This is a genomic window from Modestobacter versicolor, assembly GCF_041028285.1.
Lineage (GTDB): Bacteria > Actinomycetota > Actinomycetes > Mycobacteriales > Geodermatophilaceae > Modestobacter > Modestobacter versicolor_A.
This window is the reverse complement of sequence record NZ_JABGDB010000005.1, coordinates 108,574-134,140: the sequence shown is the minus strand read 5'-3', so window position 1 is coordinate 134,140 and position 25,567 is coordinate 108,574. Positions and strand designations below refer to the sequence as shown.

General features: G+C 75.2%; 26 protein-coding genes and 1 riboswitch. Of the genes, 18 read left to right on the top strand and 8 right to left on the bottom strand.

The annotated features are described in order from the left end of the window. Positions 1-23: 23 nt before the first annotated feature. The gene (locus HL054_RS16780) at positions 24-650 is read right to left on the bottom strand and encodes a PadR family transcriptional regulator (RefSeq protein WP_369140178.1); all 627 of its coding nucleotides are present in this window, start codon (positions 648-650) and stop codon (positions 24-26) included. A gap of 124 nt (positions 651-774) precedes the next feature. Between HL054_RS16780 and HL054_RS16775 the strand changes: the two genes are divergently transcribed. From HL054_RS16775 to HL054_RS16765, 3 genes are all read left to right on the top strand, one after another. Next, positions 775-1,188 (top strand): DUF5318 family protein, encoded by a 414-nt coding sequence (locus HL054_RS16775; RefSeq protein WP_369140177.1) that lies wholly within the window; start codon positions 775-777, stop codon positions 1,186-1,188. A gap of 134 nt (positions 1,189-1,322) precedes the next feature. Further along, complete coding sequence (locus HL054_RS16770; protein ID WP_369140176.1) at positions 1,323-3,803, top strand: transglycosylase domain-containing protein; 2,481 nt, start codon at positions 1,323-1,325, stop codon at positions 3,801-3,803. Positions 3,804-3,885: 82 nt separating this feature from the next. After that, the gene (locus HL054_RS16765; protein ID WP_369140175.1) at positions 3,886-5,352 is read left to right on the top strand and encodes a glycosyltransferase family 87 protein; all 1,467 of its coding nucleotides are present in this window, start codon (positions 3,886-3,888) and stop codon (positions 5,350-5,352) included. On the opposite strand, the gene HL054_RS16760 is transcribed toward HL054_RS16765, so the two are convergent. Then, a complete protein-coding gene (locus tag HL054_RS16760) occupies positions 5,307-6,122 on the bottom strand; it encodes a deoxyribonuclease IV (RefSeq protein ID WP_369140174.1) in 816 nt (271 codons plus the stop codon). The genes HL054_RS16765 and HL054_RS16760 overlap by 46 nt on opposite strands. A 155-nt stretch (positions 6,123-6,277) precedes the next feature. On the opposite strand from HL054_RS16760, the gene rpsF reads away from it, so the two are divergent. The 6 genes from rpsF (at position 6,278) to HL054_RS16730 (ending at position 10,738) form a co-directional block, all read left to right on the top strand. Next, positions 6,278-6,565 carry a 30S ribosomal protein S6 gene (rpsF, locus tag HL054_RS16755; RefSeq protein ID WP_369140173.1) on the top strand — a complete coding sequence of 96 codons (288 nt, stop codon included), beginning with the start codon at positions 6,278-6,280 and terminating at the stop codon, positions 6,563-6,565. Positions 6,566-6,567: 2 nt separating this feature from the next. Further along, the gene (locus tag HL054_RS16750; RefSeq protein WP_369140172.1) at positions 6,568-7,077 is read left to right on the top strand and encodes a single-stranded DNA-binding protein; all 510 of its coding nucleotides are present in this window, start codon (positions 6,568-6,570) and stop codon (positions 7,075-7,077) included. A gap of 91 nt (positions 7,078-7,168) precedes the next feature. After that, positions 7,169-7,405, top strand: a complete 237-nt coding sequence (gene rpsR / locus HL054_RS16745; protein ID WP_110552524.1) for a 30S ribosomal protein S18 — start codon at positions 7,169-7,171, stop codon at positions 7,403-7,405. A gap of 1 nt (position 7,406) precedes the next feature. Beyond that, complete coding sequence (gene rplI / locus HL054_RS16740) at positions 7,407-7,862, top strand: 50S ribosomal protein L9 (RefSeq protein ID WP_369140171.1); 456 nt, start codon at positions 7,407-7,409, stop codon at positions 7,860-7,862. 520 nt (positions 7,863-8,382) lie between these two features. Beyond that, positions 8,383-9,753, top strand: a complete 1,371-nt coding sequence (gene dnaB, locus HL054_RS16735) for a replicative DNA helicase (RefSeq protein ID WP_369140170.1) — start codon at positions 8,383-8,385, stop codon at positions 9,751-9,753. A 97-nt stretch (positions 9,754-9,850) separates the two neighbouring features. Further along, positions 9,851-10,738 (top strand): GmrSD restriction endonuclease domain-containing protein, encoded by an 888-nt coding sequence (locus HL054_RS16730; protein WP_369140169.1) that lies wholly within the window; start codon positions 9,851-9,853, stop codon positions 10,736-10,738. A gap of 21 nt (positions 10,739-10,759) precedes the next feature. On the opposite strand, the gene HL054_RS16725 is transcribed toward HL054_RS16730, so the two are convergent. Both HL054_RS16725 and HL054_RS16720 read right to left on the bottom strand, forming a co-directional pair. Then, positions 10,760-11,218, bottom strand: coding sequence for a cupin domain-containing protein (locus tag HL054_RS16725; RefSeq protein ID WP_369140167.1), 459 nt, complete (start codon positions 11,216-11,218; stop codon positions 10,760-10,762). Positions 11,219-11,227: 9 nt separating this feature from the next. Further along, positions 11,228-11,818, bottom strand: coding sequence for a class I SAM-dependent methyltransferase (locus HL054_RS16720; protein ID WP_369140166.1), 591 nt, complete (start codon positions 11,816-11,818; stop codon positions 11,228-11,230). 18 nt (positions 11,819-11,836) lie between these two features. Here HL054_RS16720 and HL054_RS16715 point away from each other — a divergent pair, with 18 nt between their 5' ends. Beyond that, entirely contained in the window at positions 11,837-13,195 is a 1,359-nt protein-coding gene (locus HL054_RS16715; RefSeq protein WP_369140165.1) for a DNA polymerase IV, read from the top strand. A gap of 50 nt (positions 13,196-13,245) precedes the next feature. After that, positions 13,246-14,190, top strand: a complete 945-nt coding sequence (locus HL054_RS16710; RefSeq protein WP_369140164.1) for a tetratricopeptide repeat protein — start codon at positions 13,246-13,248, stop codon at positions 14,188-14,190. Positions 14,191-14,224: 34 nt separating this feature from the next. On the opposite strand, the gene thiD is transcribed toward HL054_RS16710, so the two are convergent. From thiD to thiM, 3 genes are all read right to left on the bottom strand, one after another. Beyond that, positions 14,225-15,055: a bifunctional hydroxymethylpyrimidine kinase/phosphomethylpyrimidine kinase gene (gene thiD, locus HL054_RS16705; RefSeq protein WP_369140163.1), complete on the bottom strand. Its 831-nt coding sequence runs from the start codon at positions 15,053-15,055 to the stop codon at positions 14,225-14,227. Next, on the bottom strand, positions 15,052-15,717 hold the full coding sequence (gene thiE, locus HL054_RS16700) for a thiamine phosphate synthase (protein WP_369140162.1): 666 nt from the start codon (positions 15,715-15,717) through the stop codon (positions 15,052-15,054). The genes thiD and thiE overlap by 4 nt, the downstream gene beginning before the upstream one ends. Continuing rightward, positions 15,717-16,505, bottom strand: a complete 789-nt coding sequence (thiM, locus tag HL054_RS16695; RefSeq protein WP_369140161.1) for a hydroxyethylthiazole kinase — start codon at positions 16,503-16,505, stop codon at positions 15,717-15,719. The genes thiE and thiM overlap by 1 nt, the downstream gene beginning before the upstream one ends. Next, positions 16,501-16,594: riboswitch (TPP riboswitch) on the bottom strand. Its footprint overlaps the gene before it by 5 nt. Positions 16,595-16,674: 80 nt before the next feature. On the opposite strand from thiM, the gene HL054_RS16690 reads away from it, so the two are divergent. From HL054_RS16690 to HL054_RS16670, 5 genes are all read left to right on the top strand, one after another. Next, on the top strand, positions 16,675-17,283 hold the full coding sequence (locus HL054_RS16690; RefSeq protein WP_369140160.1) for a hypothetical protein: 609 nt from the start codon (positions 16,675-16,677) through the stop codon (positions 17,281-17,283). Continuing rightward, positions 17,280-18,671, top strand: a complete 1,392-nt coding sequence (locus tag HL054_RS16685; protein WP_369140159.1) for a LamG-like jellyroll fold domain-containing protein — start codon at positions 17,280-17,282, stop codon at positions 18,669-18,671. The genes HL054_RS16690 and HL054_RS16685 overlap by 4 nt, the downstream gene beginning before the upstream one ends. 86 nt (positions 18,672-18,757) lie before the next feature. Further along, positions 18,758-19,324, top strand: a complete 567-nt coding sequence (locus HL054_RS16680) for an NfeD family protein (RefSeq protein WP_369140158.1) — start codon at positions 18,758-18,760, stop codon at positions 19,322-19,324. Then, positions 19,321-20,856, top strand: a complete 1,536-nt coding sequence (locus HL054_RS16675; RefSeq protein WP_369140157.1) for an SPFH domain-containing protein — start codon at positions 19,321-19,323, stop codon at positions 20,854-20,856. Before HL054_RS16680 ends, HL054_RS16675 begins: the two co-directional genes overlap by 4 nt. Positions 20,857-20,981: 125 nt before the next feature. After that, complete coding sequence (locus HL054_RS16670; RefSeq protein WP_369140156.1) at positions 20,982-21,428, top strand: GNAT family N-acetyltransferase; 447 nt, start codon at positions 20,982-20,984, stop codon at positions 21,426-21,428. A 64-nt stretch (positions 21,429-21,492) separates the two neighbouring features. Here the strand turns inward: HL054_RS16670 and HL054_RS16665 are convergent, their stop codons facing one another. Further along, the gene (locus HL054_RS16665; protein WP_369140155.1) at positions 21,493-23,271 is read right to left on the bottom strand and encodes a helicase; all 1,779 of its coding nucleotides are present in this window, start codon (positions 23,269-23,271) and stop codon (positions 21,493-21,495) included. Between the two features lie 103 nt (positions 23,272-23,374). On the opposite strand from HL054_RS16665, the gene HL054_RS16660 reads away from it, so the two are divergent. Continuing rightward, on the top strand, positions 23,375-24,214 hold the full coding sequence (locus HL054_RS16660) for an alpha/beta fold hydrolase (RefSeq protein ID WP_369140154.1): 840 nt from the start codon (positions 23,375-23,377) through the stop codon (positions 24,212-24,214). A gap of 53 nt (positions 24,215-24,267) precedes the next feature. Further along, the gene (locus HL054_RS16655) at positions 24,268-25,563 is read left to right on the top strand and encodes a PP2C family protein-serine/threonine phosphatase (protein ID WP_369140153.1); all 1,296 of its coding nucleotides are present in this window, start codon (positions 24,268-24,270) and stop codon (positions 25,561-25,563) included. Positions 25,564-25,567: the final 4 nt, after the last annotated feature.

The window sequence follows — 25,567 nt, the reverse complement described above, 5'->3', positions numbered from 1 at the left end:
TGGTGCTGCTCAGGTGGTGCTGCTCAGGTGGTGCTGGCCGTGCTCGGTGGTGCGGTCGGTGGCGGCGTCTGCTCCGCCCGGTCAGCGGCGGCGGCGCGGGCGTCGTCCTTCTCGCTGTCGATGAGCTCGGTGAGCCAGCGGACCTCGCGGTCGACGGAGTCCAGACCGTGGCGCTGCAGCTCGAGGGTGTAGCGGTCGAGCTTCTCCTGGGTGCGGCGCAGCGAGTCCATCAACCGGTCGCGCTGGCGCTCGACGGTGCGCCGCCGTCCCTCGAGGATGCGCAGCCGCACGTCGGCCGCGGTGTGCCGGAAGAAGGCCAGGTGGACGCCGAAGCGGCCCTCGTCGTCGTAGGCCTCCGGGCCGGTGTCGCTGACCAGCTCGTGGAAGCGGTCCTTGCCCTCGGCGGTGATCGTGTAGACGACCTTGCCGCGGCGGCCGGTCAGCGCGGGGGCGTCGGCCGGCAGCAGGGAGCGCGGGGTCGGGTCGTCGCTGGCGATCAGACCGGCGGCCTGCAGCCGCTTGAGCGCCGGGTAGAGCGACCCGTAGGAGATGGAGCGGAGACCGCCGAGCACCGCGGCGAGCTCCTTGCGCAGCTCGTAGCCGTGCATGGGCGACTGCTGCAGCAGCCCCAGGATGGCGAACTCCAGCATCTCGCCACCCCCTGTTCACTCGATCGATGTATCGGCACGATACATCGGTGGGGTGCCTGGGACGCAAGTCGTGTCGAGTTCCGGGAAGGGCGACCGGAGGCTCTCCGGTGCGTACATTGGCGCCGTGCCCGGGCGGAGGTCGGTGGTGGACTACGCGCTGCGACGGCGCGCGCTCCTCGCCGAGGTGCACGCAGGGCGGACCGGTGTGCCCGAGGTCTGCGATGCGAGCCCGTACCTGTCCCGGGCGGCGAAGTACCACGGCGAGCCGACCGACTCGCCGTGCCCGATCTGCCGCCGGGAGAGGCTGACGCTGGTCAGCTACGTCTACGGCGACGGGCTGGGCGCGGTGTCGGGGCAGGCCAAGACCGGGCCGGAGCTGTCCCGGATGGACGGGATGCAGGACGAGTTCTCCGTGTACTGCGTCGAGGTGTGCCGCGGCTGCGGCTGGAACCACCTCGTCACCTCCTACGTCCTGGGCGCCGAGCCGGTCCCCGGACGGGCACGACGCACCACCCGCCGCCGGGCGGCGACCGAGTAGTCGCCGTCGGCCCGGGAACGCGCCCGGGCCGCCGTCCGCCCGGGCGCACAGCTGAAGACGTCATCCTGGGTGCCCGAGGCCGCGCGACCCCGCCGCGGCCCGACCACCCACGACCTGCAGGAAGGGGCCACCGAGTGCCTCCCCACGACGAGACCGCCCGGGTCGGCTCCGCCGGCCAGGCGCGCCGCCCACCGCAGGCCCGGGCGGGTGCCGCCGGGTCCGGCGGCGCCGGCGCGCGGCGGCCGGCCGTCAGCGGCCGGGCCCGCAGCGGCGGCTCCACGACGGGCCGCGCCCCGGCCCGCTCCGCCGGTGGCGGCGGTGGGCGGCCCCCGGTCAAGCCCCCGACGGGCGGCAGCCGGCCGGGCGGCGGCGGGCGCGGCGGTGGCAGCGGCCGGCCGCCGGGTGGCGGCAAGCGGAAGCGGACCGCGAAGCAGCGGCGCCGCCGCTGGCTGAAGATCATCTCCGGCGCGGTCGTCGGGCTGCTGGTGATGCTCGGCGTCTTCGTCGGCGTCGTCTACGCCTCGACCGACGTCCCGTCGCCGGACTCGATCACCAACAAGCAGACGACGATCATCTACTACGCCGACGGCGTGACCGAGATGGCGCGGTTGTCCGACGAGAACCGCATCAACGTCTCGCTCGACCAGATCTCCGAGCCGGCGCGCAACGCGATCCTCGCCGCCGAGAACCGGAACTTCTACAACGACCCGGGCATCTCCTTCACCGGCATCGTGCGCGCGGCCTGGAACAACCTCACCGGCGGCTCGACCCAGGGTGGTTCGACGATCACCCAGCAGTACGTGAAGAACGCCTTCCTGAGCTCCGACCAGACGTTCAGCCGGAAGTTCAAGGAGCTCTTCCTCGCCATCAAGCTCGACAACGAGTACACGAAGGACGAGATCCTCGAGAACTACCTGAACACCATCTACTTCGGTCGCGGCGCGTACGGCATCGAGGCCGCGGCCAACACCTACTTCGGGACGTCGGCGGCGGCGCTGAGCGCCGAGCAGGGGGCCGTGCTGGCGGTGCTGGTGCGCAGCCCCAGCTACTACGACCCGGCCAACAGCCCCGAGGAGGCCGCCGACCGCTGGGGCCTGGTGCTCGACGCCATGGTCGGGGAGGGCTGGCTGGACGCCGCCGCCCGCGCGCCCATGCAGTACCCGTACGTGCTGCCCGACACCGGCAACGGCAACGGGGCGCCGGCCGGGCCGGAGGGCTTCATCGTCGACCTGGTCCGCAAGGAGATGCGCCAGCAGCACGGCTACGACGACATCGAGGCCGCCGGGCTGCGGATCACCACCACGATCAGCAAGGGCCACCAGGACGCCGCCGTGGCCGCGGTCAACGACGTGATGGACGGCGAGGACACCGCGCTGCTGCGGCAGGCGCTGGTCTCGGTCGACCCGCGCACCGGCGGCGTGCTCGCCTACTACGGCAACTCGCAGAGCCGCAGCGACGACCCCGCGGCCGACACGACCGACTACGCCCAGGCGCTCAAGCAGCCGGGCTCGTCGTTCAAGCCGTACACGCTGGCCACTGCGCTGCAGAACGGCTTCAGCGTCGACACCCGCCGGGACGGCACCTCACCGCAGACGTTCCCGGACCGCCCGGGCCTGCCGGTGCGCAACTCCGGCAACGCGCAGTGCGGGAACTGCACGCTCAAGGAGGCGACCACCCGGTCGCTGAACACCACCTTCTACGGGCTGGCCTACGAGCTGGGCGCGGAGAACGTGGCGGCGACGGCGCGCGCGGCGGCCGGGATCCCCGACGTCTGGCCCGCCGACGACCCGACGGCGCCCCAGGGTGTGGCCGGCTTCGAGTCGCTGAGCGTCCCGGGCACCAACGACACCGGCAGCGCGATCGGCATCGGTGAGTACCCGGTGCGGCCGATCCAGCAGGCCGTCGGCTTCGCCACCTTCGCCGCCGGCGGGGTCTACCACCCGGCGCACTTCGTCTCCGCGATCGCCGACAGCGCGGGCACGGTGCTCAAGACCGTCGACGGCAGCGCCGGGGCCCAGCAGGTCATCCCGGCCGACGTCGCCAGCGACGTCACCTTCGCGATGGAGGAGGTCGCCGCGTCGTCCAAGCGGGCGCTCGAGGGCGGCCGCCCGGTGGCCAGCAAGACCGGCACCCAGGGCATCGACGCGGTGAACAACTCCGACGCCTGGATGGTCGGCTACACCCCGTCGATCTCCACCGCGGTGTGGATGGGCACCCAGGGCATCGCGCCGATCGAGAACGCCGCAGGCGCGATCATCTACGGCTCCGGCCTGCCGGGGGCGATCTGGCAGCAGTACATGGACACGGTGCTCGACGGCACGCCCGAGGAGCCGCTGCCGGCCAAGGCGCTGATCAAGGGCGACCCGGACAAGAGCGTCCCGGAGCCGGAGCCCGAACCGGAGCCCGAGCCCGAGCCGACGAGGGAGGCACCGGCGCCGAGCACCCAGGCGCCGGCGCCGACCACCAGCACCCCGACCCCCACGCCGACCCCGACCACGCCGACCGAGACCGTGGACCCCTGCGTCGCCGACCCCGGCCTGCCGCAGTGCCTCCAGGGCGCGGGGTCGCCACCGGGAGGTGGCGGGCAGCCCGGGCAGGGACGCCCGAACGGCTGAGCGGAGCAGGCAGACTGAGCAGGTGAGTGCGACACCGACGGGCCCGTCCGTCCCGGCCGACCGGCCGGGGGGCGGGCCCGAGGTGTCTGCCCCGGCAGGGCCGGACCGGGTCGTCCCGACCTGGACCGACCCGGTCGCGGTGCAGGCCAGCGAGGCGGTCGGCGGCCCGTGGGGCCGGCACGCGGTCACCGGGCGGGCGCTGTTCTGGACGCCGCTGCGGGTGTGCCTGCTGTTCACCGTGCTCGTGCTCAGCCTCGCCTGGACCAAGCAGGCGCCGTGCGCCGACGGCGACTGGCAGGGCTCCAAGCAGTACACGCACCTCTGCTACAACGACGCCGTCCCGCTGTTCGGCATCCACGGCCTGGCCGACGGCGACGTCCCCTACCTGGACTCCGCGGTGGAGTACCCGGTGCTCACCGGCGGGCTGATGCAGCTGGCCGCCGTGGTGGCCCGCGGCTACGACCAGCTCGCGGCGGGCGTCGGGCCGCTGCCGGACGCCGTCCCGGTGGAGAGCTACTACGTCGTCACCTGCCTGCTGCTGTCGGCGCTGGCGCTGCTGGTCACCCGCGGCGTGCTGGGGCTGAGCGGACGGCGGCCCTGGGACGCGGCGATGGTGGGGCTGTCGCCGGTGCTGCTGGTGCACGCCTTCACCAACTGGGACCTGCTCGCGGTCGCGCTCACCACGCTGGGCATGTGGGCCTGGGCCCGCCGGCACCCGGTGGTCGCGGGGGTGCTGCTCGGGCTGGGGATCGCCGCCAAGCTCTACCCGGTCATGGTGGTCGGGGTGCTGTTCGCGCTGTGCCTGCGGGCCGGGCAGCTGCGGCCCTGGCTGGCCACCGCGGTGTCCGCGGGCCTGGCCTGGCTGGTGGTCGACCTGCCGCTCGCCGTCCTGGCGCCGGAGAACTGGGCCCGGTTCTTCACCCTCAGCGACTCCCGGCCGGCGAACCCGGAGAGCATCTGGGCGATCGCCCAGCACTGGTGGCCGGGGTTCCTCGGCGGCGCGCCGGCCCAGGGCGAGAGCCCGTCGGCGCTCAACGCGACCGTCGCCGTCCTGCTGGTGCTGACCGCCGCCGGGGTCTGCTGGCTGGCGCTGGCCGCGCCGCTGCGCCCCCGGGTGCCGCAGCTGGCGTTCCTGCTGGTCGCGGCGTTCCTGCTGCTCAACAAGGTCTACAGCCCGCAGTACGCGCTCTGGCTGCTGCCGCTGGCGGTGCTGGCCCGGCCGCGGTGGCGCTCGCTGCTGCTCTGGCAGGCCACCGAGGCGCTGGTCTGGGCGATCACGATGCTGTACTACCTGGGCGCGGACAACCGGGGCCTGGACGTCGAGTGGTTCCACCTCGCCGTCGGGCTGCGCGACGTCGCCCTCGTCGTCCTGGTGGCGCTGGTCGTGCGGGAGGTGTGGCACCCGGACGCCGACCTGGTGCGGCGCAGCTGGCCCGGCACCGACGACCCCGCCGGCGGGGTGCTGGACGGCGCCGTGGACCGGGTGACGCTGCGCCGGCGGGCTCAGCCGGCGAGGGCCTCGCGCAGCAGGGAGACCTCCTCGGCGTGACCGGCGGCGTCACCGGGGGTCTCCAGGACGACGGGGGCCCCGGCCGCCCGGGCGACCCCGACCAGCAGCTCCAGCGGCACCTCGCCGGCGGTGAGCGGCGCGTGCCGGTCGCGGCCGGAACCGGCCGGGTCGCGGCTGTTGTTCAGGTGCACCAGGTCGATCCGCCCGGTGATCGCCCGGACGTCGTCCACCACCCGGGTCAGGTCCCAGCCGGCGGCCCAGGCGTGGCAGGTGTCCAGCACGAAGCCGGCGCCGAACTCGCCGACGGCCTCCCACAGCCGGGCGACGGCGTCCAGCTCGCGGGCCATCGCGTTGTCCCCGCCGGCGGTGTTCTCGATCAGCACCGGGATGCCGAAGCCGCCGTCCTCGGCCTGCCGGGCGAAGGTCTTGCGCCAGTTGTCCACGCCGGCCGCCGGGTCGTCCTTGGCCAGGACGTGCCCGCCGTGCACGACCATGCCCCGCGCGCCGACGGCGGCGGAGGCGGCCGCGTGCTGGCCGAGCAGCTTGCGGCTGGGGATGCGGATCCGGTTGTTCGTCGAGGCGACGTTGACGATGTACGGCGCGTGCACGAAGACGGCGACGTCGGAGGCGAGCAGCGCCTCGGCGTCCGGCCGCGGCAACGGCTTCTTCCAGCCCTGCGGGTCGGCGAGGAAGACCTGGACGGCGTCGGCGTCCATCTCCGCCGCCCGGGCCAGCGGGCCGCCGGCGTCGAGCTCGTTGTCCTCGGTCAGGCCCGGTCCGACGTGCACGCCGATCAGCTGGTCAGCCACCCGGGCGACCCTACCGACCGCCGCTGGTAGCCTGACCGGTGCGCGTCCCGACCGATCCCGCTCCCGCGGGCCCTCGCCGGGACGTGCGACGCGTGTACGACCCTCCTGCTGCAGATCCCCTGCGGCCGCTGAGACCAGAGGAGGTGGGGTTCTCCGTGCGTCACTACGAACTGATGATCATCCTCGACCCCGAGCTCGAGGAGCGCACCATCGCTCCCAGCCTGGACCGGTTCCTGACCGTCGTCACCAACTCCGGTGGCACCGTCAAGACCGAGATCTGGGGCCGCCGTCGGCTGGCCTACGAGATCCAGAAGAAGGTCGAGGGCATCTACGCCATCGTCGACATCCAGGCCGAGCCCGCCGCGGTCGCCGAGCTGGACCGCCAGCTCAACCTGAACGAGTCGGTGCTCCGGACCAAGCTGATGCGCCCCGAGGCCCACTGACCATGGCCGGCGAGACCGTCATCACCGTCATCGGGAACCTGACGGCCGACCCGGAGCTGCGGTTCACGCCGTCCGGCGCCGCCGTCGCGAACTTCACCGTCGCCTCCACCCCCCGCACCTTCGACCGCCAGTCGCAGGAGTGGAAGGACGGCGAGGCGCTGTTCCTCCGGTGCAACGTCTGGCGCCAGGCGGCGGAGAACGTCGCCGAGTCGCTGACCCGCGGTTCGCGGGTCATCGTGTCCGGTCGCCTCAAGCAGCGTTCCTTCGACACGAAGGAAGGCGAGAAGCGCACCGTCATCGAGCTCGAGGTCGACGAGATCGGCCCCTCGCTCCGCTACGCCACGGCCAAGGTCACCCGCGCTGCCCGCAGCGAGGGCGGCGGCGGTGGTGGCGGCTTCGGCGGCGGTGGCGGTGGCGGAGGCAACTCCGGCGGCGGTGGCGGCTTCTCCGGCGGCGGTGCGAGCGACCCCTGGTCGACCCCGCCGGCGTCGTCCGACGAGCCCCCTTTCTGACTAAGGACCCCCTCGCCCCCCACGTCCCGCTCCGCGCGACGTGGGCCCCTGCGAGAGGGCCGTTCCAATCCGTCACTCCTGGAGAACCCCAGTGCCCAAGCCCCCAGTACGCAAGCCCAAGAAGAAGGTCTGCCAGTTCTGCAAGGACAAGGCGACCGGCGTCGACTACAAGGACACGACCCTGCTGCGGAAGTTCATCTCCGACCGCGGCAAGATCCGTGCCCGCCGCGTGAGCGGCAACTGCAGCCAGCACCAGCGTGACGTCGCCGTGGCCGTGAAGAACAGCCGCGAGATGGCCCTGCTGCCCTACACCTCCACGGCGCGCTGACATGAGTGCGACGAAGCTGATCCTGACCCAGGAGGTCAACGGCCTCGGCTCTGCCGGGGACACCGTCGAGGTGAAGGGCGGGTACGCCCGCAACTACCTCCTGCCCCGCGGGCTGGCCATCGTGGCCACCCGGGGTGCCGAGAAGCAGGTCGAGAGCCTGCGCCGGGCGCGTGCCGCCCGGGACGTGCGCACCCTCGAGGAGGCCCAGGCGGTCGCGGCGCGGCTGTCCGGGCTCTCCGTGACGCTGCCCGCCCGCTCGGGCGACGGTGGCCGGCTGTTCGGCCGGATCACCACCGCCGACGTCGCCGCTGCGGTCACCGCCGCCGGCGGCCCGGAGCTCGACCGCCGCCGGATCGAGCTGCCGAGCAGCATCAAGAGCCTGGGCTCCCACACCGTCACGGTGCGGGTCCACCCGGAGGTCAACGTCCCGGTCACCCTGGACGTCGTCGCCGGCTAGCAGCCAGCGCAGCACCGCCCACGAGGGGCGTCGGACTCCGGTCCGGCGCCCCTCGTGGCGTTCCCGGGTGTCGACTGGGCCACAGGGTGTGCAGTACGCCGTCGCCGGCCGGTGCGGGGGCGCGCGTCGGGTGGGTCCGGTGGGACGACACGACACGCCCGGGCGTCCGCGACACGACGGCAATCCGGGCCGTCCCCGCGTCCACAGGGCGGGACAGGCGGGCGTGCAGGTGGAGACCGGGTTGCCGGGAGGTGGCCGGCCGCCGTCCCCCGGGTCCTCCACACGGTCACCGCCTCCGTCCACCGACATGTCCACATGTTGTGCAGAACCCTGCGCACAGGCGGTGTTGGACTCTGCCGCCGGACCTTCCTAACGTCGCTCTGCGCTGCCACCGGGCGCGAACTGTCGGCGCCCGGTGGTAGGCATGACGTCGAACACCTGTTCGACAGGGCGCGTGGTGACAGGCAGGACGCCCACCGGGCCGGCACCGGCCGGACGTGGGCGCGAGGGAGGGACGTCAGTGGCGGTCGTCGACGACATCAGCAGGCCGAGGGCCGCGGCTCCGGAGTACGACCGGCAGCCCCCTCAGGACGTCGCTGCCGAGCAGTCGGTGCTCGGCGGCATGCTGATGAGCAAGGACGCGATCGCCGACGTCGTGGAGGTCCTGCACGGCGCCGACTTCTACCGGCCGGCGCACCAGGTGGTCTTCGACGTCGTCCTCGACCTGTACGGGCGGGGAGAGCCGGCCGACGCGATCACCGTCGCCGCCGAGCTCAACCGCACCGACCAGCTGTCCAAGATGGGCGGTGCGGTCTACCTGCACACGCTGATCGCCTCGACGCCCACCGCGGCCAACGCCGGTTACTACGCCGCGATCGTCGCCGAGCAGGCCGTGCTGCGCCGGCTGGTGGAGGCGGGCACCCGCGTCGTCCAGCTGGGCTACGGCGCCGCCGGCGGCAAGGGCGACGTCGACGACATCGTCGACCGGGCGCAGCAGGAGATCTACGACGTCACCGAGAAGCGGATGAGCGAGGACTACTCGCGCCTCGCCGACGTCCTGCAGCCCACCATGGACGAGCTCGACGCGATCGCCTCGCGCGGTGGCGTCAGCCGCGGCGTGCCGACCGGGATCCGTGACCTCGACGAGCTGACCAACGGCCTGCAGTCCGGCCAGATGATCGTCATCGCCGCGCGCCCTGGCGTGGGCAAATCGACCTTGGGACTTGATATCGCACGATCCGCTTCCGTGAAGCACCACATGCCGGCGGCGATCTTCTCGCTCGAGATGAGCAAGCACGAGATCACCATGCGCCTGCTGTCGGCCGAGGCGAAGGTGCCGCTGCACCACATGCGCGCCGGCACGCTGTCCGACGAGGACTGGTCGAAGCTGGCCCGCCGGATGGGCGAGATCGCCGACGCCCCGCTCTACATCGACGACTCACCGAACATGACGATGATGGAGATCCGGGCCAAGGCGCGGCGGCTCAAGCAGCGCAACGACCTCAAGCTCATCGTCATCGACTACCTCCAGCTGATGACCTCGGGCAAGAAGGTGGAGAGCCGCCAGCAGGAGGTCTCGGAGTTCTCCCGCGCGCTGAAGCTGCTGGCCAAGGAGCTCGAGCTCCCGGTCATCGCGATGAGCCAGCTGAACCGTGGCTCCGAGCAGCGTCAGGACAAGAAGCCGATGCTCTCCGACCTCCGCGAGTCCGGCTCGATCGAGCAGGACGCCGACATGGTCATGATGATCCACCGCGAGGACATGTACGAGAAGGAGTCCCCGCGGGCCGGCGAGGCCGACATCATGCTGGTCAAGCACCGCAACGGTCCCACCGCGAACGTCACCGTCGCCTTCCAGGGCCACTACAGCCGCTTCGTCGACATGGCCAACTGACGCACTCGGGCAACCGGCCGACACGGCCGGCCGAGGTCCCCGGGGAGCGCCCCTTCCGCGCCTAGCGTCGGAGGGCATCGACTCCCGGGGGATCCACGTGGAACAGCGCTCACCGCGCGCCGCAGTACTCGCCGTCCTGGCGGCGCTGGCCCTCACCGGCTGCCAGCCCGCCGGCCCGTCCGGCACCGCACCGGGCGCCGACGCGGTCTCCGAGGCCGCCGACCGGGCACCGGCCAGCGCGCCGGCCGCGGGGCAGGCCGCCGTCGACGTCCTCGCCACGCTGCCGGTCAAGGGCCGCGCCGCCAAGACCGGCTACGACCGCGACCGGTTCGGCCCGCAGTGGGCCGACGTCGACCGCAACGGCTGCGACACCCGCAACGACGTCCTCGCCCGCGACCTCACCGACGAGACGTTCAAGCCCGCCACCCGGGACTGCGTGGTGCTCACCGGCACCCTCGCCGACCCCTACACCGGCACCACCATCGCCTTCGTCCGCGGCGACGGCAGCAGCGTCGACGTCGACCACGTGGTCGCCCTGGGCAACGCCTGGCAGACCGGCGCCGCCGGATGGGACGAGGCCCGCCGCACCGCGCTGGCCAACGACCCGCTCAACCTGCTCGCCGTCGACTACTCCGCCAACCGGCAGAAGGGCGACGGCGACGCCGCCACCTGGCTGCCGGGCAACCGGGCCGCCCGCTGCGGCTACGTCGCGCGGCAGGTCGCGGTCAAGGCCACCCACGGGCTGTGGGTGACCCCCGCCGAGCACGACGCCATCGCCCAGGTGCTGGCCGACTGCCCCGGCGAGCCGGTCCCCGCGCCCACCACGGCACCCCCCACGCCCGCCGGCACCGGGACGCCGGGCGCGGCCCAGCCGTACCCGGACTGCGCGGCCGCCCGCGCCGCCGGAGCCGCCCCGCTGCACCGCGGCGACCCGGGCTGGTCGGACCGGATGGACGGCGACGGGGACGGCGTGGCCTGCGAGTGACCCCGTGGCCGCGCCCGGACGTCAGTCACGCAGGTTCAGCTGGTCGTGCTGCAGGGCGAACGCGTCGACCTCCGCCGTCGTCGGCGTCCGGCCGTCGGCGTACAGCTCCAGCAGCCCGCTGAAGTAGTCCTCCCGCGGGATGCCCGGGGTGAACAGGATGAGGAACCGGGCGCCGACGTCCGGGCCGGCCGACCGGAAGGCGTGCACGCCCGAGCGGGGGACGTAGAGCAGGTCGCCGGCGTGGGCCGTGGTCCACTCCCCGTCCGCCAGCACGTCCAGCGAGCCCTCCAGCACGTGGAAGGACTCGCTGAAGGTGCGGTGCAGGTGCGGCCCGGGGCCGCTGCCGCCGGGCGCCATCGTCACCTCGAACAGGCCGAAGTCGCCGCGGGTCTGGCTGCCGGTGGCGACGAACCGGGTCCGGCCCGCCGAGGGCTGGTCGCCGCGCAGCGAGAACGTCGCCGGGTCCGGGAGGTACGTCATGCCCGGCTCCTACCCGCAGCTGAGGACGGCGACCAGGAAGTCGGCGTCCGGGGCGAAGGGCCGCAGGTCCCAGGTGGACAGCAGGACGTCGGGCACCAGCCCGGCCGCCCGGACGTCGTCCAGGAACTCCTCGAACGGGTAGCCGCGGCCGGCGCCGAAGCCGACCGCCGCGCGACCGCCGGGGGCCAGGTGGGTGCGGAACCGCCGCAGCACCTCCTGGCGGGTGCCGGCGGCGAGGAAGGCCATCACGTTGCCGGCGCAGACGATCGCGTCGAAGCGCTCGGCCAGGTCCAGCTCGGCCAGGTCGCCCACCAGCCACCGCGGGCCCGGGTGGTCGGCCTCCGCCGCGGCGATCAGCACCGGGTCGCCGTCCACCCCGACGACGGTGTGGCCGGCATCCGCCAGCCACGCGCCGACCCGGCCCGGCCCGCAGCCGGCGTCCAGCACCCGGGAGCCGCGGGGCAGCATCGCGTCCACCAGCCGCGCCTCACCGGCCAGGTCCACGCCCTGCGCGGCCAGGGTGCGGAACCGCTGGACGTAGGCCGCGGAGTGGCCCGGGTCGGCCTGGGTCAGCTGGGTCCACGCGTTCGGTTCGGTCATGAGGGCATCATCGACGGTGTGCGGCGTGACCCGAGCATCCTGCACCTGGACCTGGATGCCTTCTTCGCCGCCGTCGAGCAGCGGGACAAGCCGTCGCTGCGCGGCCGGCCGGTCGTCGTCGGCGGCACCGGCGGCCGCGGCGTCGTCTCCACCGCCTCCTACGAGGCCCGGGCGTTCGGCGCGCGCAGCGCCATGTCCACCGCCGAGGCGCGGCGGCTCTGCCCCCCGGGCACCGCGTTCCTCGGGCCCCGGTTCGCCGCCTACAAGCGCACCTCGGACGTCGTCATGACGATGCTGCGCGAGCTGTCCCCGCTGGTGGAGCCGGTGTCGATCGACGAGGCCTACGTCGACCTGGCCGCCGGTGACCACGACCTGTCGGTGGCCGGGGTGACCGCGCTGGCCGAGGACCTCAAGGCGCGGCTCGCGGTCGCCACCGGCGGGGTCACCGGCTCGGTGGGCATCGGCACGTCGAAGTCGCTGGCCAAGATCGGCTCCGAGCTGCGCAAGCCGGACGGGCTGACCGTCGTCCCGGCGGGCACCGAGCTCGACGTGCTGCACCCGCTGCCGGTGCGCAGCCTGGGCGGGGTCGGCCCGGCCACCGCCGAGCGGCTGGCCCAGGTGAAGGTGGCGACCGTCGGCGACCTGCACCGGATGACGCTGGTCGACCTCACCAGCCTGGTCGGCCAGGCGCACGGCACCGGGCTCTACCGGCTGGCCCGCGCGGACGACGACCGTGCCGTGGTCGCCGACCGCGAGGCCAAGTCGGTGAGCGCCGAGGAGACCTTCGCCCGCGACCTCACCGACCCGGTGCGGTTGAGCGCGGAGATCGACGCGCTCGCCGGCCGGGTGGGCGCGCGGCTGCAGCGCTCGGGCACCTCGGGGCGCACGGTGACCCTCAAGGTCCGCCGCTACGACTTCACCACCCTCACCCGGTCGCTCACCCTCCCCCAGCCCGTCGACGACGCCCGGCAGATCGCCGAGGTCGCCCGCCGGCTGCTCGGCGCGGTCGACCGCAGCGGCGGGCTGCGGCTGCTCGGCGTCGGCGTGTCCGGGCTGTCGCCCTACGCCCAGGGCGACCTGTTCGCCGAGGCCCAGGCGGAGGCCCAGCCCGAGCCGGAGGAGACCACCGAGCTGCCGGCCGGACCGCTGCCGCCCGACCCGGCCCCGGGGCCGGCGGTGGTCGCCTGGTACCCCGGTCAGGACGTCGTCCACCCCGAGCACGGTGCCGGCTGGGTGTGGGGCAGCGGGCTCAACCGGGTGACCGTCCGGTTCGAGGGCCCGCGGACCCCGCCGGGCCGGGTGCGCACCCTCGCCGCCGACGACCCGGAGCTCCAGCCCGCGGACCCGCCGGACTGGACCACCCCTGACGGGGGGTGAGGCCCGTCCGGGCGTGGGCGGACGCCGCCGGGCACGGCAGACTGCCAGCCGTGCCCGCACCCCGTGACGACGACGCCCTGGACGTCGACGCCCTCGTCGACCGCGGGTGCGAGCTCGCCGAGCTGGGCGACCACGAGGAGGCCGTCCGCTGGTTCCGGCGCGCCGCGGTGCACGGTGACGCGGTCGCGTTGTTCGACCTCGGCAACAGCCTGAGCGCGCTGGGCCGCTGGGCCGAGGCCGCGGCGGTCCACCAGCAGGCCGCCGACGCCGGCGAGGACGACGCCTGGCTGAACCTGGCGCACGACCTGCGCCAGCTCGGCCGCTGGCCGGAGTCCGAGCGGGCGGCCCGCCAGGCGATCGAGCGGGGCGACCCGAACGGCTGGGCGGCGCTCGGCGAGGCGCTGCGCGCGCTGGGCCGGGCGGCGGAGGCCGAGCGGACCTTCCGCGCCGCCGCCGCCCGCGGGAACGCCCCGGCGGCCCTCGAGCTGGCCTACGACCTGCGCGAGTCCGGCCGCGAGCTGGAGGCCTGGCACTGGGTCCAGGTCGCCGCCGACGCCGGGGACGACGTCGCCGCGGCCACGCTGGCCTGCTGGCGCTGGGACGAGACCCGCGACCCGGCGCTGGAGCCGCAGCTGCGCGCCGGTGCCCGGGTGTACGAGCACGCCCGCACCAGCCTGTCGCACCTGCTGCGCAGCACCGACCGGGTCGAGGAGGCGCGGTCAGTGCTCGAGGAGGGCGCGCTGCGCGGCGAGGTCGCCAGCTGGCTGCCGCTGGGCAACCTGTACCGCGACGAGCTGGACGACGACGTCGCCGCCGAGGCCGCCTACCGCGCCGGCATCGAGGGCGGCGACCTGCACTCCCACCACAACCTCGGCGTGCTGCTGCTGGACGCCGGCGACGTCGACGGCGCCATCGAGCACTTCTCGATCGCCGCCGCCGGCGGGGACGACCTGGCCGCCCGGGTGCTCCGCGAGGTCCTGGCAGAAGAGGACTAGCCGGAGGGGGGCCGGTCCGCGGAGGACCGGTCCGTCACGCCGGCCACCAGCCGGCGAAGTGGTGCACCGGGCCGTGCCCGGACCCGACGCCGAGCGCGCCCCCGGCGACCAGCGCCTCCTGCAGGTAGTCCCGCGCCCCCTCGACCAGCGGCGCCCAGTCCGTCGGCGCATCCGGGCCGGCCAGCGCGGTGCGCGCGGCCAGCGCGGCGATCGCCGAGGACAGCGTGCAGCCGGTCCCGTGCGTCGACGTCGTGCCCACCCGCGGCCGCCGGGTCTGCACCACGCCGCCGGCTGTGACCAGCACGTCGACGCTCTCCGCGCCGCCCAGGTGCCCGCCCTTGAGCAGCACCGCGCCCGGCCCGAGCGCCAGCAGCGCCTGCGCCTGCGGGGCCAGCTCGGCGACGGTCGTCGCGGGGGCGACGTCCAGCAGCGCCGCGGCCTCCGGCACGTTCGGGGTGAGCAGGTCGGTGACCGGCAGCAGCACGTCGCGCACGGCGGCCACGGCGTCGGCGGAGATCAGCCGGTCGCCGCTGGTGGCCACCATGACCGGGTCGCAGACCACCGGTCCGGCCGGCCGGTCGGCGAGCACCCGTGCCACCTCGCGGACGACGTCCGCCGTCCCCAGCATGCCCAGCTTGGTGGCGTGCACCGTGACGTCGGCCAGGAGCGTGCGGAGCTGCTCACCCACGAACTCCGCCGGGACGGCGTGCACCCCGGTCACCCCGCGGGTGTTCTGCGCGGTCAGCGCGGTGAGCACCGCGGTGCCGTAGGCGCCCAGCGCGCTGAAGGTCTTCAGGTCGGCCTGGACGCCGGCCCCGCCGCTGGGGTCGCTGCCGGCCACGGCCAGCGCGACGGCCGCCGTCACGCCGGCACCGGCTGCCCGGCCAGGACGGCGCGCAGCGCACGGGCCGCGGCCTGCGGGTCGGCGGCGGCGCACACGTCGGAGACCACGCACACGCCGTCGACGCCGGTCGCCGCGACCGCGGCCGCGGTGTCGGCGTGGATGCCGCCGATGGCCACCGCGGTGAGCCCCCCGGCGCGGGCCCGGGCGGCCAGCGTGCGGGTGCCATCGAGCCCGAGCGCCGTCCCGGCGTCGGGCTTGGTCGGGGTCGACCACACCGGGCTGAGCCCCACCAGGTCGACCGTGCCCGCCGGCAGCGCCAGGACGCCGTCCAGCTCCCGGGCCGAGCCCACCGACACCCCGACCAGCGCGTCCGGGCCGAGCAGCGCCCTGACCTCGGCGGCGGGGAGGTCGTCCTGCCCGACGTGCACGCCGTCGGCGCCGGTCAGCAGCGCCACGTCGACGGCGTCGTTGACCACCAGCCGGACCTGCGGGGTCGCGGCCAGCACGGCCTGCACGGCCCGGGTGAGGGCCAGCAGCTCCCGGCGGGTCGCCGTCTTGTCCCGCACCTGGACGGCGGTCACCCCGCCGGCGACCGCGGCGGCCACCACCTCGGGCACCGACCGCGGCGCGCAGAGCGCGGTGTCGGTGACCAGGTACAGCGTCGGGTCGAAGGGGGCGCGCATCAGGACAGCTGGGCGCGCAGCAGCGCCTCGCCGTCCACGGCGTCCAGCGCGTCGAGCCACCGGACGGCGAAGGTGCCCGGCCCGTCGGCCACCAGCGCGGCCGCCTCGGCGGCGAGCGCGACGTGCGCGTGGGCGGCGACCGTGCCGGTGAGCAGGTCGCCGGCGGTGGCGACGTAGGCGGCCACGAGGGCGCCGAGCGCGCAGCCGGCGCCGGTGGTGCGGGTCAGCAGCGGGGAGCCGCCGCCCACCCGGACGACGGTGTCCCCGTCGGTGACGACGTCGACGGGCCCGCTGACCGCGACCACCCCGCGGGTGCGCCGGGCGAGCTCACCGGCGGCCTCCAGGGCGTCGTCCGGCGCCGCGGTGCTGTCGACGCCCCGCCCGCCCTTGCCGGCACCGGCCAGCGCCAGCACCTCCGAGGCGTTGCCGCGGATCACGGTGGGGCGCAGCTCGACCAGGTCGGCGGCGAGCGCGGTGCGGAAGGTGAGCCCGCCGACGGCGACCGGGTCGAGCACCCAGGGAGTGCCGGCCTCGTTGGCGGCCCGGGCCGCGAGCCGCATCGCCTCGGCGGTGCGCTGCTGCACGGTGCCCACGTTGACGAGCACGGCCGAGGCGACGGCGGCGAACTCGCCGGCCTCGGCGGGGTCGTCGACCATCGCCGGCGCCGCGCCGACGGCCAGCAGGGCGTTGGCGGTGATGGCCTGCACGACCGTGTTGGTCAGGCAGTGCACCAGGGGGGAGGAGTCGTGCAGCGCCGTTGCGGCAGCACGCAGAGCGGTGGCGTCCATCGCCGGGGGACATCCCTTCGCCAGTGTCAGCTGGAGCAGGTTCGACGGGTGTGATCTCAGTCCCGGGTGGGACACCCCGTGCCGGCCCGCGACGCTAGCACCGCGGCGGGTCACCCGGTCGGGTGACGGCGGCGCTCAACCCGGGCGCCCGATCGGCCGATGGGTCGGCGTGAGGTCCCTGCTGCGCCGCCGTCCCCGGCCGCGTCCCGTGCGCACCCCGGCCGTCGTCGCGGCCGGCGGTGCCCTCGTGCTCGCCGCCGGGCTGGTCTGGCACTCCGCCTACGCCGGCTTCAGCGACGCGACCACCCCGCTGGCGCTGCCCACCGTGAGCACCGGCGCCCTCACCCTCGTCGACGACGACTCCGCGCAGCGGATGTTCGTCGCCACCGGCATCAAGCCCGGCGCCTCCGGGACCGGGTGCGTGGCGGTGACCGCCGGCGGGTCCCCGGCCACCGTGCGGCTCTACGGCACCGGACGCGCCACCACCAACGCGCTGTCCGGCCAGCTCCGGCTGACCGTCGAGCTCGGCGCCCCGGGCAGCCGCGGCGGCGCGAGCAACTGCAACGGCTTCACCTCCGCCGGCACGGTCTACAACGGCACCCTGGCCGCCTTCCCCACCGACAGCTGGACGACCGGCGTCGGCAGCTGGACGACGACCGGCAGCGCAGCCACCGCCCGCGTGTACCGGATCGGCTGGTCGCTGCCGACGACCGCGCCCAACAGCGTCCAGAACGGGACCGCGAGCCTCACCTTCGTCTGGGAGGCGCGTACCAAGTGACCACTCCTCCGCTCCCCGCGCCGTCCGCGTCCTGGCCGGCACCGTGGCGTTCCGGCCGGCCGGCGCTCGTGCTCAGCACGGTCGCCCGGGGCCTGCTGGGCACCCTGGCCCTGCTGCTGCTGGCCTCGGTCGCCCCCGCCGCCGTCGGCTGGGAGACCAGCGTCGTGCTGTCGGGCTCCATGGAGCCCGGCGTCTCCCCCGGCGACGTCGCCGTCGTCCGGCCGGTCGCCGCCGACGAGCTGACCGTCGGCCAGGTCCTGCTCGTCGACGACCCGTCCAGCCCCGGCCGGCTCCGGCTGCACCGGCTGGTCGGCATCGAGGACGCCGGCCTGCTGCTGCAGGGGGACGCCAACCCGACCCCCGACCCGCAGCTCGTCGACCCCTCCGCCGTCCACGGGGTCGGGGCGCTGCGGCTGCCCGGCCTCGGCCTCCCCGTGCTGTGGGCCGCCGAGGGGCGGGCGCTGCCGCTGGCCGGCACCACCGCCGCCCTCGCCGCGCTGGTCGCCCTCGCCCTGGTCCACCGCTCCCCCGACGCCCCCCGCCGGTCCCGCCGGGCGGCCCAGGTGCTGGTGCCGGTGACGGCGCTGGGGCTCACCGCGCTGCTCGGCGGGCTGCCCGCCGTCTCGGCCGCGGGGGCGGCGTTCACCGCCTCCACCGCCAACGACGCCAACGCGTGGACCGCCGCGCGGTACTTCTCCTGCACGTCCGCCGGGGCCAGCGCGCCCGGCTACCTGCCGCTGCAGGAGGCGTCCGGGCCGGTCGCCGCCAACGCCGGCATCTACGCCGGCTCGGTCAACGGCTTCTACAGCAGCACCGGCGTCACCTACCGGGTGCCGGGACCGGCCTGCGGCGGCAACGGCAAGGCGGTGCAGCTCGACGGGGCCTCCGGCTACGTCTACTCGACCACGGCCGTGGACAACCCGCAGACCTTCAGCATCCAGGTGTGGTTCGCGACCAGCACCCGCAGCGGCGGAAAGCTGATCGGCTTCGGCAACGGCACCAACGGAGCCGCGTCCAGCCAGTACGACCGGCACGTCTACCTGACCGACTCCGGCCAGCTCGTCTTCGGCGTCTACAGCGGTGGCTACCAGACGGCGACCAGCCCGAAGACCTACCGCGACGGCAACTGGCACCAGATGACGGCGACCTTCTCGCCGACCACCGGCCTGCGGCTCTACGTGGACGGGGCGATGGTCGCGGCCAACCTGCAGACGACGTCCGCGGAGGCGTTCACCGGGTACTGGCGCGTCGGGTTCGACTCGCTCAGCGGCAACTGGCCCAACGCGCCGACCAGCCCCTACCTCGCCGGTTCGGTCGCCCACGTGGGCGTCTGGCAGACGGTCCTCACCGCCGACGACATCAAGGCCCAGTACAACGCCGCGGGATGAGCGCGCCTCACCCGGCGGGGTGGCAGCGAGCTTGATCACGAGCCGCTGACCTGCGACTCTGTGCGTCCGGCATCCCAGGAGGGCACGTGGACCCGATCGCGGTGGCCTTCCTCGCCGTGGGCGCGGTCGGCCTGCTCGTGCTGCTCGCCGCCCTCGTGGTCGGCGAGTTCGGCGACCTGGTCCCCGGGGACGCCGACGGCCCGTTCTCACTCCCGGCCATCGCGGCCTTCCTCGGCGGCACCGGCTTCGGCGGCGCCGCCGTCACCGCGCTGCTGCCCGAGCTGCCCGGGCCGGTCACCGTCCTGCTCGCGGTCGCCGGCGGCCTGCTCGTCGCGCTGCCGCTGGCCGCGGGGGCGGTCCGGCTGTCGGCCGCGCTGCGGGACATGCCCACCGAGCCGACGCTCACCAGCAGCCGGCTGATCGGCGCCCAGGGCGTCGTCGTCTCCCGCGTCCCCGCCGGCGGCCTCGGCGAGGTGCGGCTCAGCGTCGCCGGCCAGCAGCTCAAGTACCACGCCCGCAGCGCCGTCCCGCTGGCCGCCGGCACCCCCGTCTACGTCGTCGACACCCCGACCGACTCCAGCGTCGAGGTGGTCTCCACCGCGCCGGACGACCCGCTCGACCCCCCTTCCAGCCCCGGAGGAACGACCCCATGACCCTGCTCTACGCCGTCGGCGGCATCGCCGTGCTGGTGGTCCTGCTGGTGCTGCTCGTGCTGTCCCGGATCAAGGTGGCCGGCCCCAACCAGGCGTTCCTGGTCACCGGCCGGCAGGGGCGCTCGGTCACCGGCACCGACGGCGCGGTCAGCCGCGACATGTCGGGCCAGAAGGTCGTCATGGGCGCCAGCGTCTTCGTGCTGCCCGTCGTCCAGAAGCTGCACTCGATCGACCTGTCCAGCCGCCGCATCCCGGTGGCGATCCGGGGCGCGGTGTCGCTGCAGGGCGTCAAGTGCGACCTGGAGGGCGTGGCGATCGTGAAGGTGGGCGGCAACGAGGGCGCCATCCGTGCCGCCGCCCAGCGCTTCCTCGCCCAGCAGCAGGGCATCGACACCTTCACCTCGGAGGTGCTCGCCGGCGCACTCCGCTCGATCGTCGGCCGGTTGACCATCGAGGAGATCATCCGGGACCGGGCGGCGTTCGCCTCCGCCGTCGCCGAGGAGGCCGAGTCCTCGCTCACCGGGCAGGGCCTGGTGCTGGACACCTTCCAGCTGCAGGACATCCAGGCCGAGGGCACCTACCTGGCCGACCTGGGCCGGCCCGAGGCGGCGCGGGTGCTCAAGGAGGCCTCCATCGCCGAGGCCCGGGCCCGGCAGGCGGCGCAGCAGGAGCAGCTGCTGGCCGACGAGGCGATCGCGGTCTCCTCCCGCCAGCTCGCGCTCAAGCAGGCCGAGATCGACGCCGAGATCGACGCCGCCAAGGCCCGGGCCGCGGCGGCCGGCCCGCTGGCGCAGGCGGCGCAGGACCAGGAGGTGCTCGCCGCGCAGGAGAAGGTGGCCGAGCGCACCGCCACGCTCACCCAGGCGCAGCTGGACACCAAGGTCCGCCGCCCGGCCGACGCCGAGCGGTACCGCGTCGAGCAGGAGGCGGAGGGCCGGAAGAACTCCGCGATCCTCACCGCCGAGGCCCAGCGGCAGGCCACCATCGCCGCGGCGCAGGCCGCGGCGGAGCAGGCCCGGCTGTCCGGTGAGGGCGAGCGCGCCCGGCGGTCGGCGCTGGCCGAGGCCGAGGCCATCGAGGGCGCCAAGCGGGGCGAGGCGGAGAAGCTGCGCCGGCAGGCCATCGCCGACGCCGTCGAGCGCGAGGGCGCGGCCGACGCGGCGGCGATCTCCGCGCGCGGGCAGGCCGAGGCCGCCGCCATGGACGCCCGGTCGACCGCCTTCGCCACCTACGGCGAGGCCGCCATCCTGGAGATGCTGGTCAAGGTGCTGCCCGAGGTGGTCGCCGCGGCGTCGGCACCGCTGTCGTCGGTGGACAAGATGACGGTGATCTCCGCCGACGGCGCCGGCTCGCTGGGCCGCTCGGTGGCCGCCAACGTCGCCCAGGGGCTGCAGCTGTCCGGCGACCTCACCGGCCTGGACGTCGCCGGGCTGCTCAAGCGGCTGGGCAGCGGCGCCGCCGGCACCGTGGGCGAGGCGGCACCGGTCGTCCGGGTGCCGCTGGACGGCAACGGGTCCGCGCCCGCGCACTGAGCCGCGGCACCACCCCCCTGGACGCTCGAGCCCTGCCCACAGCTGTGGGCAGGGCTCGAGCCGCGCCGGGACACCTCCGCGACCCGCTCGGCGCCCCCGCCCGGACGGCTTGGGACGATGCCGCGGTGACGACCGCACCCCGCCTGCGCGAGGCCCTCTTCGCCGACCTGACCCCCGCCGAGCTCTACGGCATCCTGCGGCTGCGGGTCGACGTCTTCGTGGTGGAGCAGGAGTGCCCCTACCCCGAGCTGGACGGCCGGGACGCCGAGCCGGGCACCGTGCACCTCTGGCACGAGGCCGACGACGGTCAGGTGCTGGCCACGATCCGGGTGCTGGAGAACGGCGAGGACCGGGCGATCGGCCGGGTCGCCACCGCCGTGACCGCCCGCGGCCAGGGCCTGTCCGCCCAGCTCGTCGCCCGCGGCATCGAGCTGTGCGCCGGCCGCACGATCGACATCGGTGCCCAGGCGTACCTGGAGGGCTGGTACGAACGGTTCGGTTTCCGCCGCTCCGGCCCGGACTACGTCGAGGACGGCATCCCGCACCTGCCGATGCGGCTGCACGCCGGCTGACCGCCCCGGCCCCCTCGCAGGGGCCCGCCGCGAGCGTGCGAGTGGTGGGGGGCGAGGGGGTCCTTCACCAGTCGGAGCCGGTCAGCGACGTCGCCGGCAGCCAGTCGGCCTCGAGCAGCTCGGCGATCTGCTGCAGCCCGGCGGTGTCGCCGCCCGCGGTCGACCCGGTGACCGCGAGCCGCTCCACCATCACCCGGGCGACGTCCTCCTCCACGGTGTCCGCGGCGAAGGCCACCCGCCACGGGGACACCTGGTGGTCGCGGTGCGTCCGGCCGGTGACCTGGCGGGCGGCGATCCCGGAGAACCGCGGCTGGTGGAACAGGCCCACCCGCGGCGTCGTCGACGCGGTCAGCCCGCCGGGGAGCAGTTCACCGGCGTGCAGGCTGATCGACGAGGTCACCGTGAACACGCACACCGGGGCCTCGCCGGTCTGGAAGCGCAGCCGCTCGGCCTCGACGTCGAAGCGGTCGCGGCCGTAGATGCCGGCCACCGCGATCCCGCCGTCCAGCAGCGCCTCGCGGATCGGGTCGGCGGCGGTCTCGACGAACTCCACCGACACGGCCACCTGCCGGTCGGCCTCCACCTGCGCGGTCACCCAGTCGACGGTCGCCGCCGCCCGGATGAGCCCGGCCTTCTGCCGGAACCGCAGCAGGGCCGCCCGGCCGCGCGCGGTCTCCCGCTTCCGCCGGGCCAGCTGCATCTCGGCCCGGAACTCCGACCACTCCGCCTCGTACTGCGCGCGTTCGGCCGGGGTGAGCTCCACCGCGGTGCCGGTGACGCTGACCGGCCCCCAGGGCGCCGGCCGGTGCAGCGTCGCGGGTGGGTCGGTGTCGGTCAGCCAGCGGCGCAGCGTGGCCAGGTCGGCGCGCCGCTCGTCGGCGTCCTCGGTCCAGGCCCACCCGTAGCGCGCACGTTCCACGTGGAACCCGTGTGCCGCGAGCCGGCCGGGGAGGTCGGTCCAGTCCTTGAGCGGCTCGCCGTGCACGGCGGCGAAGTGCGGCGCCAGGTAGGGCAGCTCCAGCGGGGTGTGCGCCGGGGTCGCGGTGGCGAGCAGCACGAACGGGGCGTCCTTGACCCGGCCCGCGCCGGAGACGGACCGCCAGTGCTTCCAGCGCTGGGTGGTGGTGTGCCGGACCATGTGCGCCTCGTCGGCGACGACCACGTCGAACCGGGTCCCGGTCGCCTTCAGCATCCCGGCCACCTTGCCCAGCCGGTCCCAGGTGGTCACGCACCAGCGCAGCCCGCCGTCGCCGAAGGCGGCGATCGACCGGGTCCAGTGCGGCACGGTGATCGCCGCCGGCCGGTCGGCCACCACCAGCACGGTGCGCACCGGCCGCTGCTCCGCCCGCTGCGCCGCGATCTGCTGCACCGCCAGCACCGCGGTGCCGGTCTTGCCGACCCCCGGGTCGTCGCCGAGCAGGAACATCCGGCCGCCCGCGGCGGCGTGCGCCGCGACCACCTGCGCACCGGTGAGCTGCTCGGCGCGCGGGGTCATCGGCCGGCCCGGCGGCACCGGCCGTGGGGTGGCGTTGAGCTCGTCCTCGACGAACCGCTCGAACGTGTACGGGCCGGGGTCGTACGGCGCCAGCGCCGCGGGCAGCGACGGGCCGACGTACACGTGCGCGGAGAGCCCGGCGTGCCAGGTCGCGCCCGGTGCCGGCGCGCGGAACGGGACGGCGAGCACCCACACCCGCTCCCCCGCGCGGGCCGTCGGCAGCGCGGCGGCGGCCGGCGCCCGCTTCGGCGCCGGCCGGGTGCGCGCCCGGGTGGTGGTGCTGGCGGCCGAGCGGGTGGCGCTGGTCGAGCGGGTGGAGCTGGTGGAGCGCCGACGGCGTCCGGGCACGGGTGTCCTCCTGGGCCGGCGGGTGGAGCCCGACGCTAACCGCGGCCACCGACGATCCCGGGGAGCGACATCGCCGGGGGCGGGCGTCTGGTGGGATGGCGGCATGACCGACGCCATCCGGCTCGCGGCGCGCACGCTCGGCGACACCGGGCCGCGGGTCGTCTTCGTCCACGGGCTGTTCGGCCAGGGGCGGAACTGGACGACGATCGCCCGCCGGCTGGCCGACGACGGCCACCGGGTGACCCTGCTCGACCTGCCCAACCACGGGCACTCGCCGTGGACCGACCGGGTGGACTACGGCGACATGGCCGAGTACGTCGCCGCCGAGCTGGCCCTGCTGGGCGACCCGGTGACCCTGGTCGGGCACTCGATGGGCGGGAAGGTCGCCATGCAGCTCGCGCTGCGCCGCCCGGAGCTGCTGCGCGCGCTCGTCGTCGTCGACATCGCGCCCACCGACTACCCGGAGAGCGGCGGCCGCACCGACGACCCCGACGAGGAGGCCTCCCCGTTCGCCGCGTTCATCGCCGCGATGCAGGGGGTGGACCTGGACACGCTGCAGACCCGGGAAGACGCCGACGCCGCGCTGCGCACCGCCGTCCGCAGCACGATGGTCCGGTCGTTCCTGCTGCAGAGCCTGGTCCGGGACGGCGCGGGCGGCGGGGGCTGGCGCTGGCGGCTGAACCTGGAGACCCTCGCCCGCGACCTCGGCGAGCTCCGCCGGTTCCCCGACCCGCCGCCCGGTGCGACCTTCGACGGGCCGGTGCTGTGGATCGCCGGCGCGAACTCCACCTACGTGCTGGACGAGGACCGGCCCCGGATGGACCAGCTGTTCCCCACCACCCGGCTGGTGCGGGTGAAGAACGCCGGCCACTGGGTGCACTCCGAGCAGCCGGAGGTCTTCCTGGAGACGGTGCGCCGGTTCCTGCAGCAGGTGGAGGGCTGAACCCGTCCCAGGCGGGAGCCCCACGGCCGCTCGGTCGCCCGTAGCCTGATCACGTGGAGCCGGAGCGGTCGACCGCCGCTGCGGCACCGCGAGCCGCTCTGCCGGCGTCCACCCCGCTGCCGGCCACCTCCGACCCGGCGTTCGAGCGCTTCGTCCGGCTGGTCCGGCGGCAGCTCGACGTGCCGGTCGCGCTGGTCAGCCTGGTCGACGCCGAGGAGCAGGTGTTCCCCGGCGCGCTGGGCCTCCCCGAGCCGTGGCAGACCACCCGGCGCACGCCGCTGTCGCACTCCTTCTGCCAGCACGTGGTGCTCGCCGGGGAGCCGCTGGTGATCACCGACGCCCGCGACGAGGACCTGGTGCGGGACAACCTCGCCGTCCGGGACCTGGCGGTGGTCGCGTACGCCGGCATGCCGCTGGTCGACGCGGACGGGCTGGTCGTCGGGTCGCTGTGCGCCATCGACTCGCGGCCGCGCGACTGGTCGGCCGACGACCTCGCCGTCCTCACCGACCTGGCGGCGGCCTGCTCCTCGGAGCTGCAGCTGCGGGCGGTCCGCGACCGGGCCGACCGGTCGGCCGCCGTGGCCGCCGAGCAGTGGCGCCGCACCCAGGAGCTGCTCGAGGAGCGCAACGACGTCGCCGAGACGCTGCAGCGGGCGATGCTCACCCGGCTGCCGGAGGGCGACCGGCTCGCGATCGCCGCCCGCTACCTCCCGGCGCACGCCCGGGACGCGGTCGGTGGCGACTGGTACGACGCGTTCGTCACCCCGGACGGCGCCACGGTGGTCGCCGTCGGCGACATCTCCGGCCACGACATCGAAGCCGCCGCCGACATGGGCCAGCTGCGCACCCTGCTGCGCGGCTACGCCGTCGACCGCGACGAGCCCCCCTCGCAGACGGTGCGCCGGCTGGACCGGGCGATGGCGGCGCTGGCCGTCGACACCCTCGCGACGGTCGTGCTCGGCCGGATCGAGCCCGGCCCGGCGGGCACCCACCTGCTGCGCTGGACCAACGCCGGGCACCCGCCGCCGTTGCTGCTGCTCCCGGACGGGCGGGTGGAGGTGCTCGGCGGCCGGGCGGAGCTGCTCGTGGGGGCCCGGCCGGAGACGGTGCGCTCCGACGCCGAGGTCGCCCTGCCCGCCGGCAGCACCCTGCTGCTCTACACCGACGGCCTGATCGAGCAGCGCGCCGCCGGCCGGGACATCGACGCGGGCACCGACCGGGTGGTCGCCGCGCTGGCCGGGCAGGCGCAGCTGCCCCTCGCCGGCCTGCTGGACCGGGTGCTGGCGCAGGTCGTGGAGCCCCGGGACGACGACGTCGTGGTGCTGGCCGTGCGGGCGGGGCCAGACTGACCGC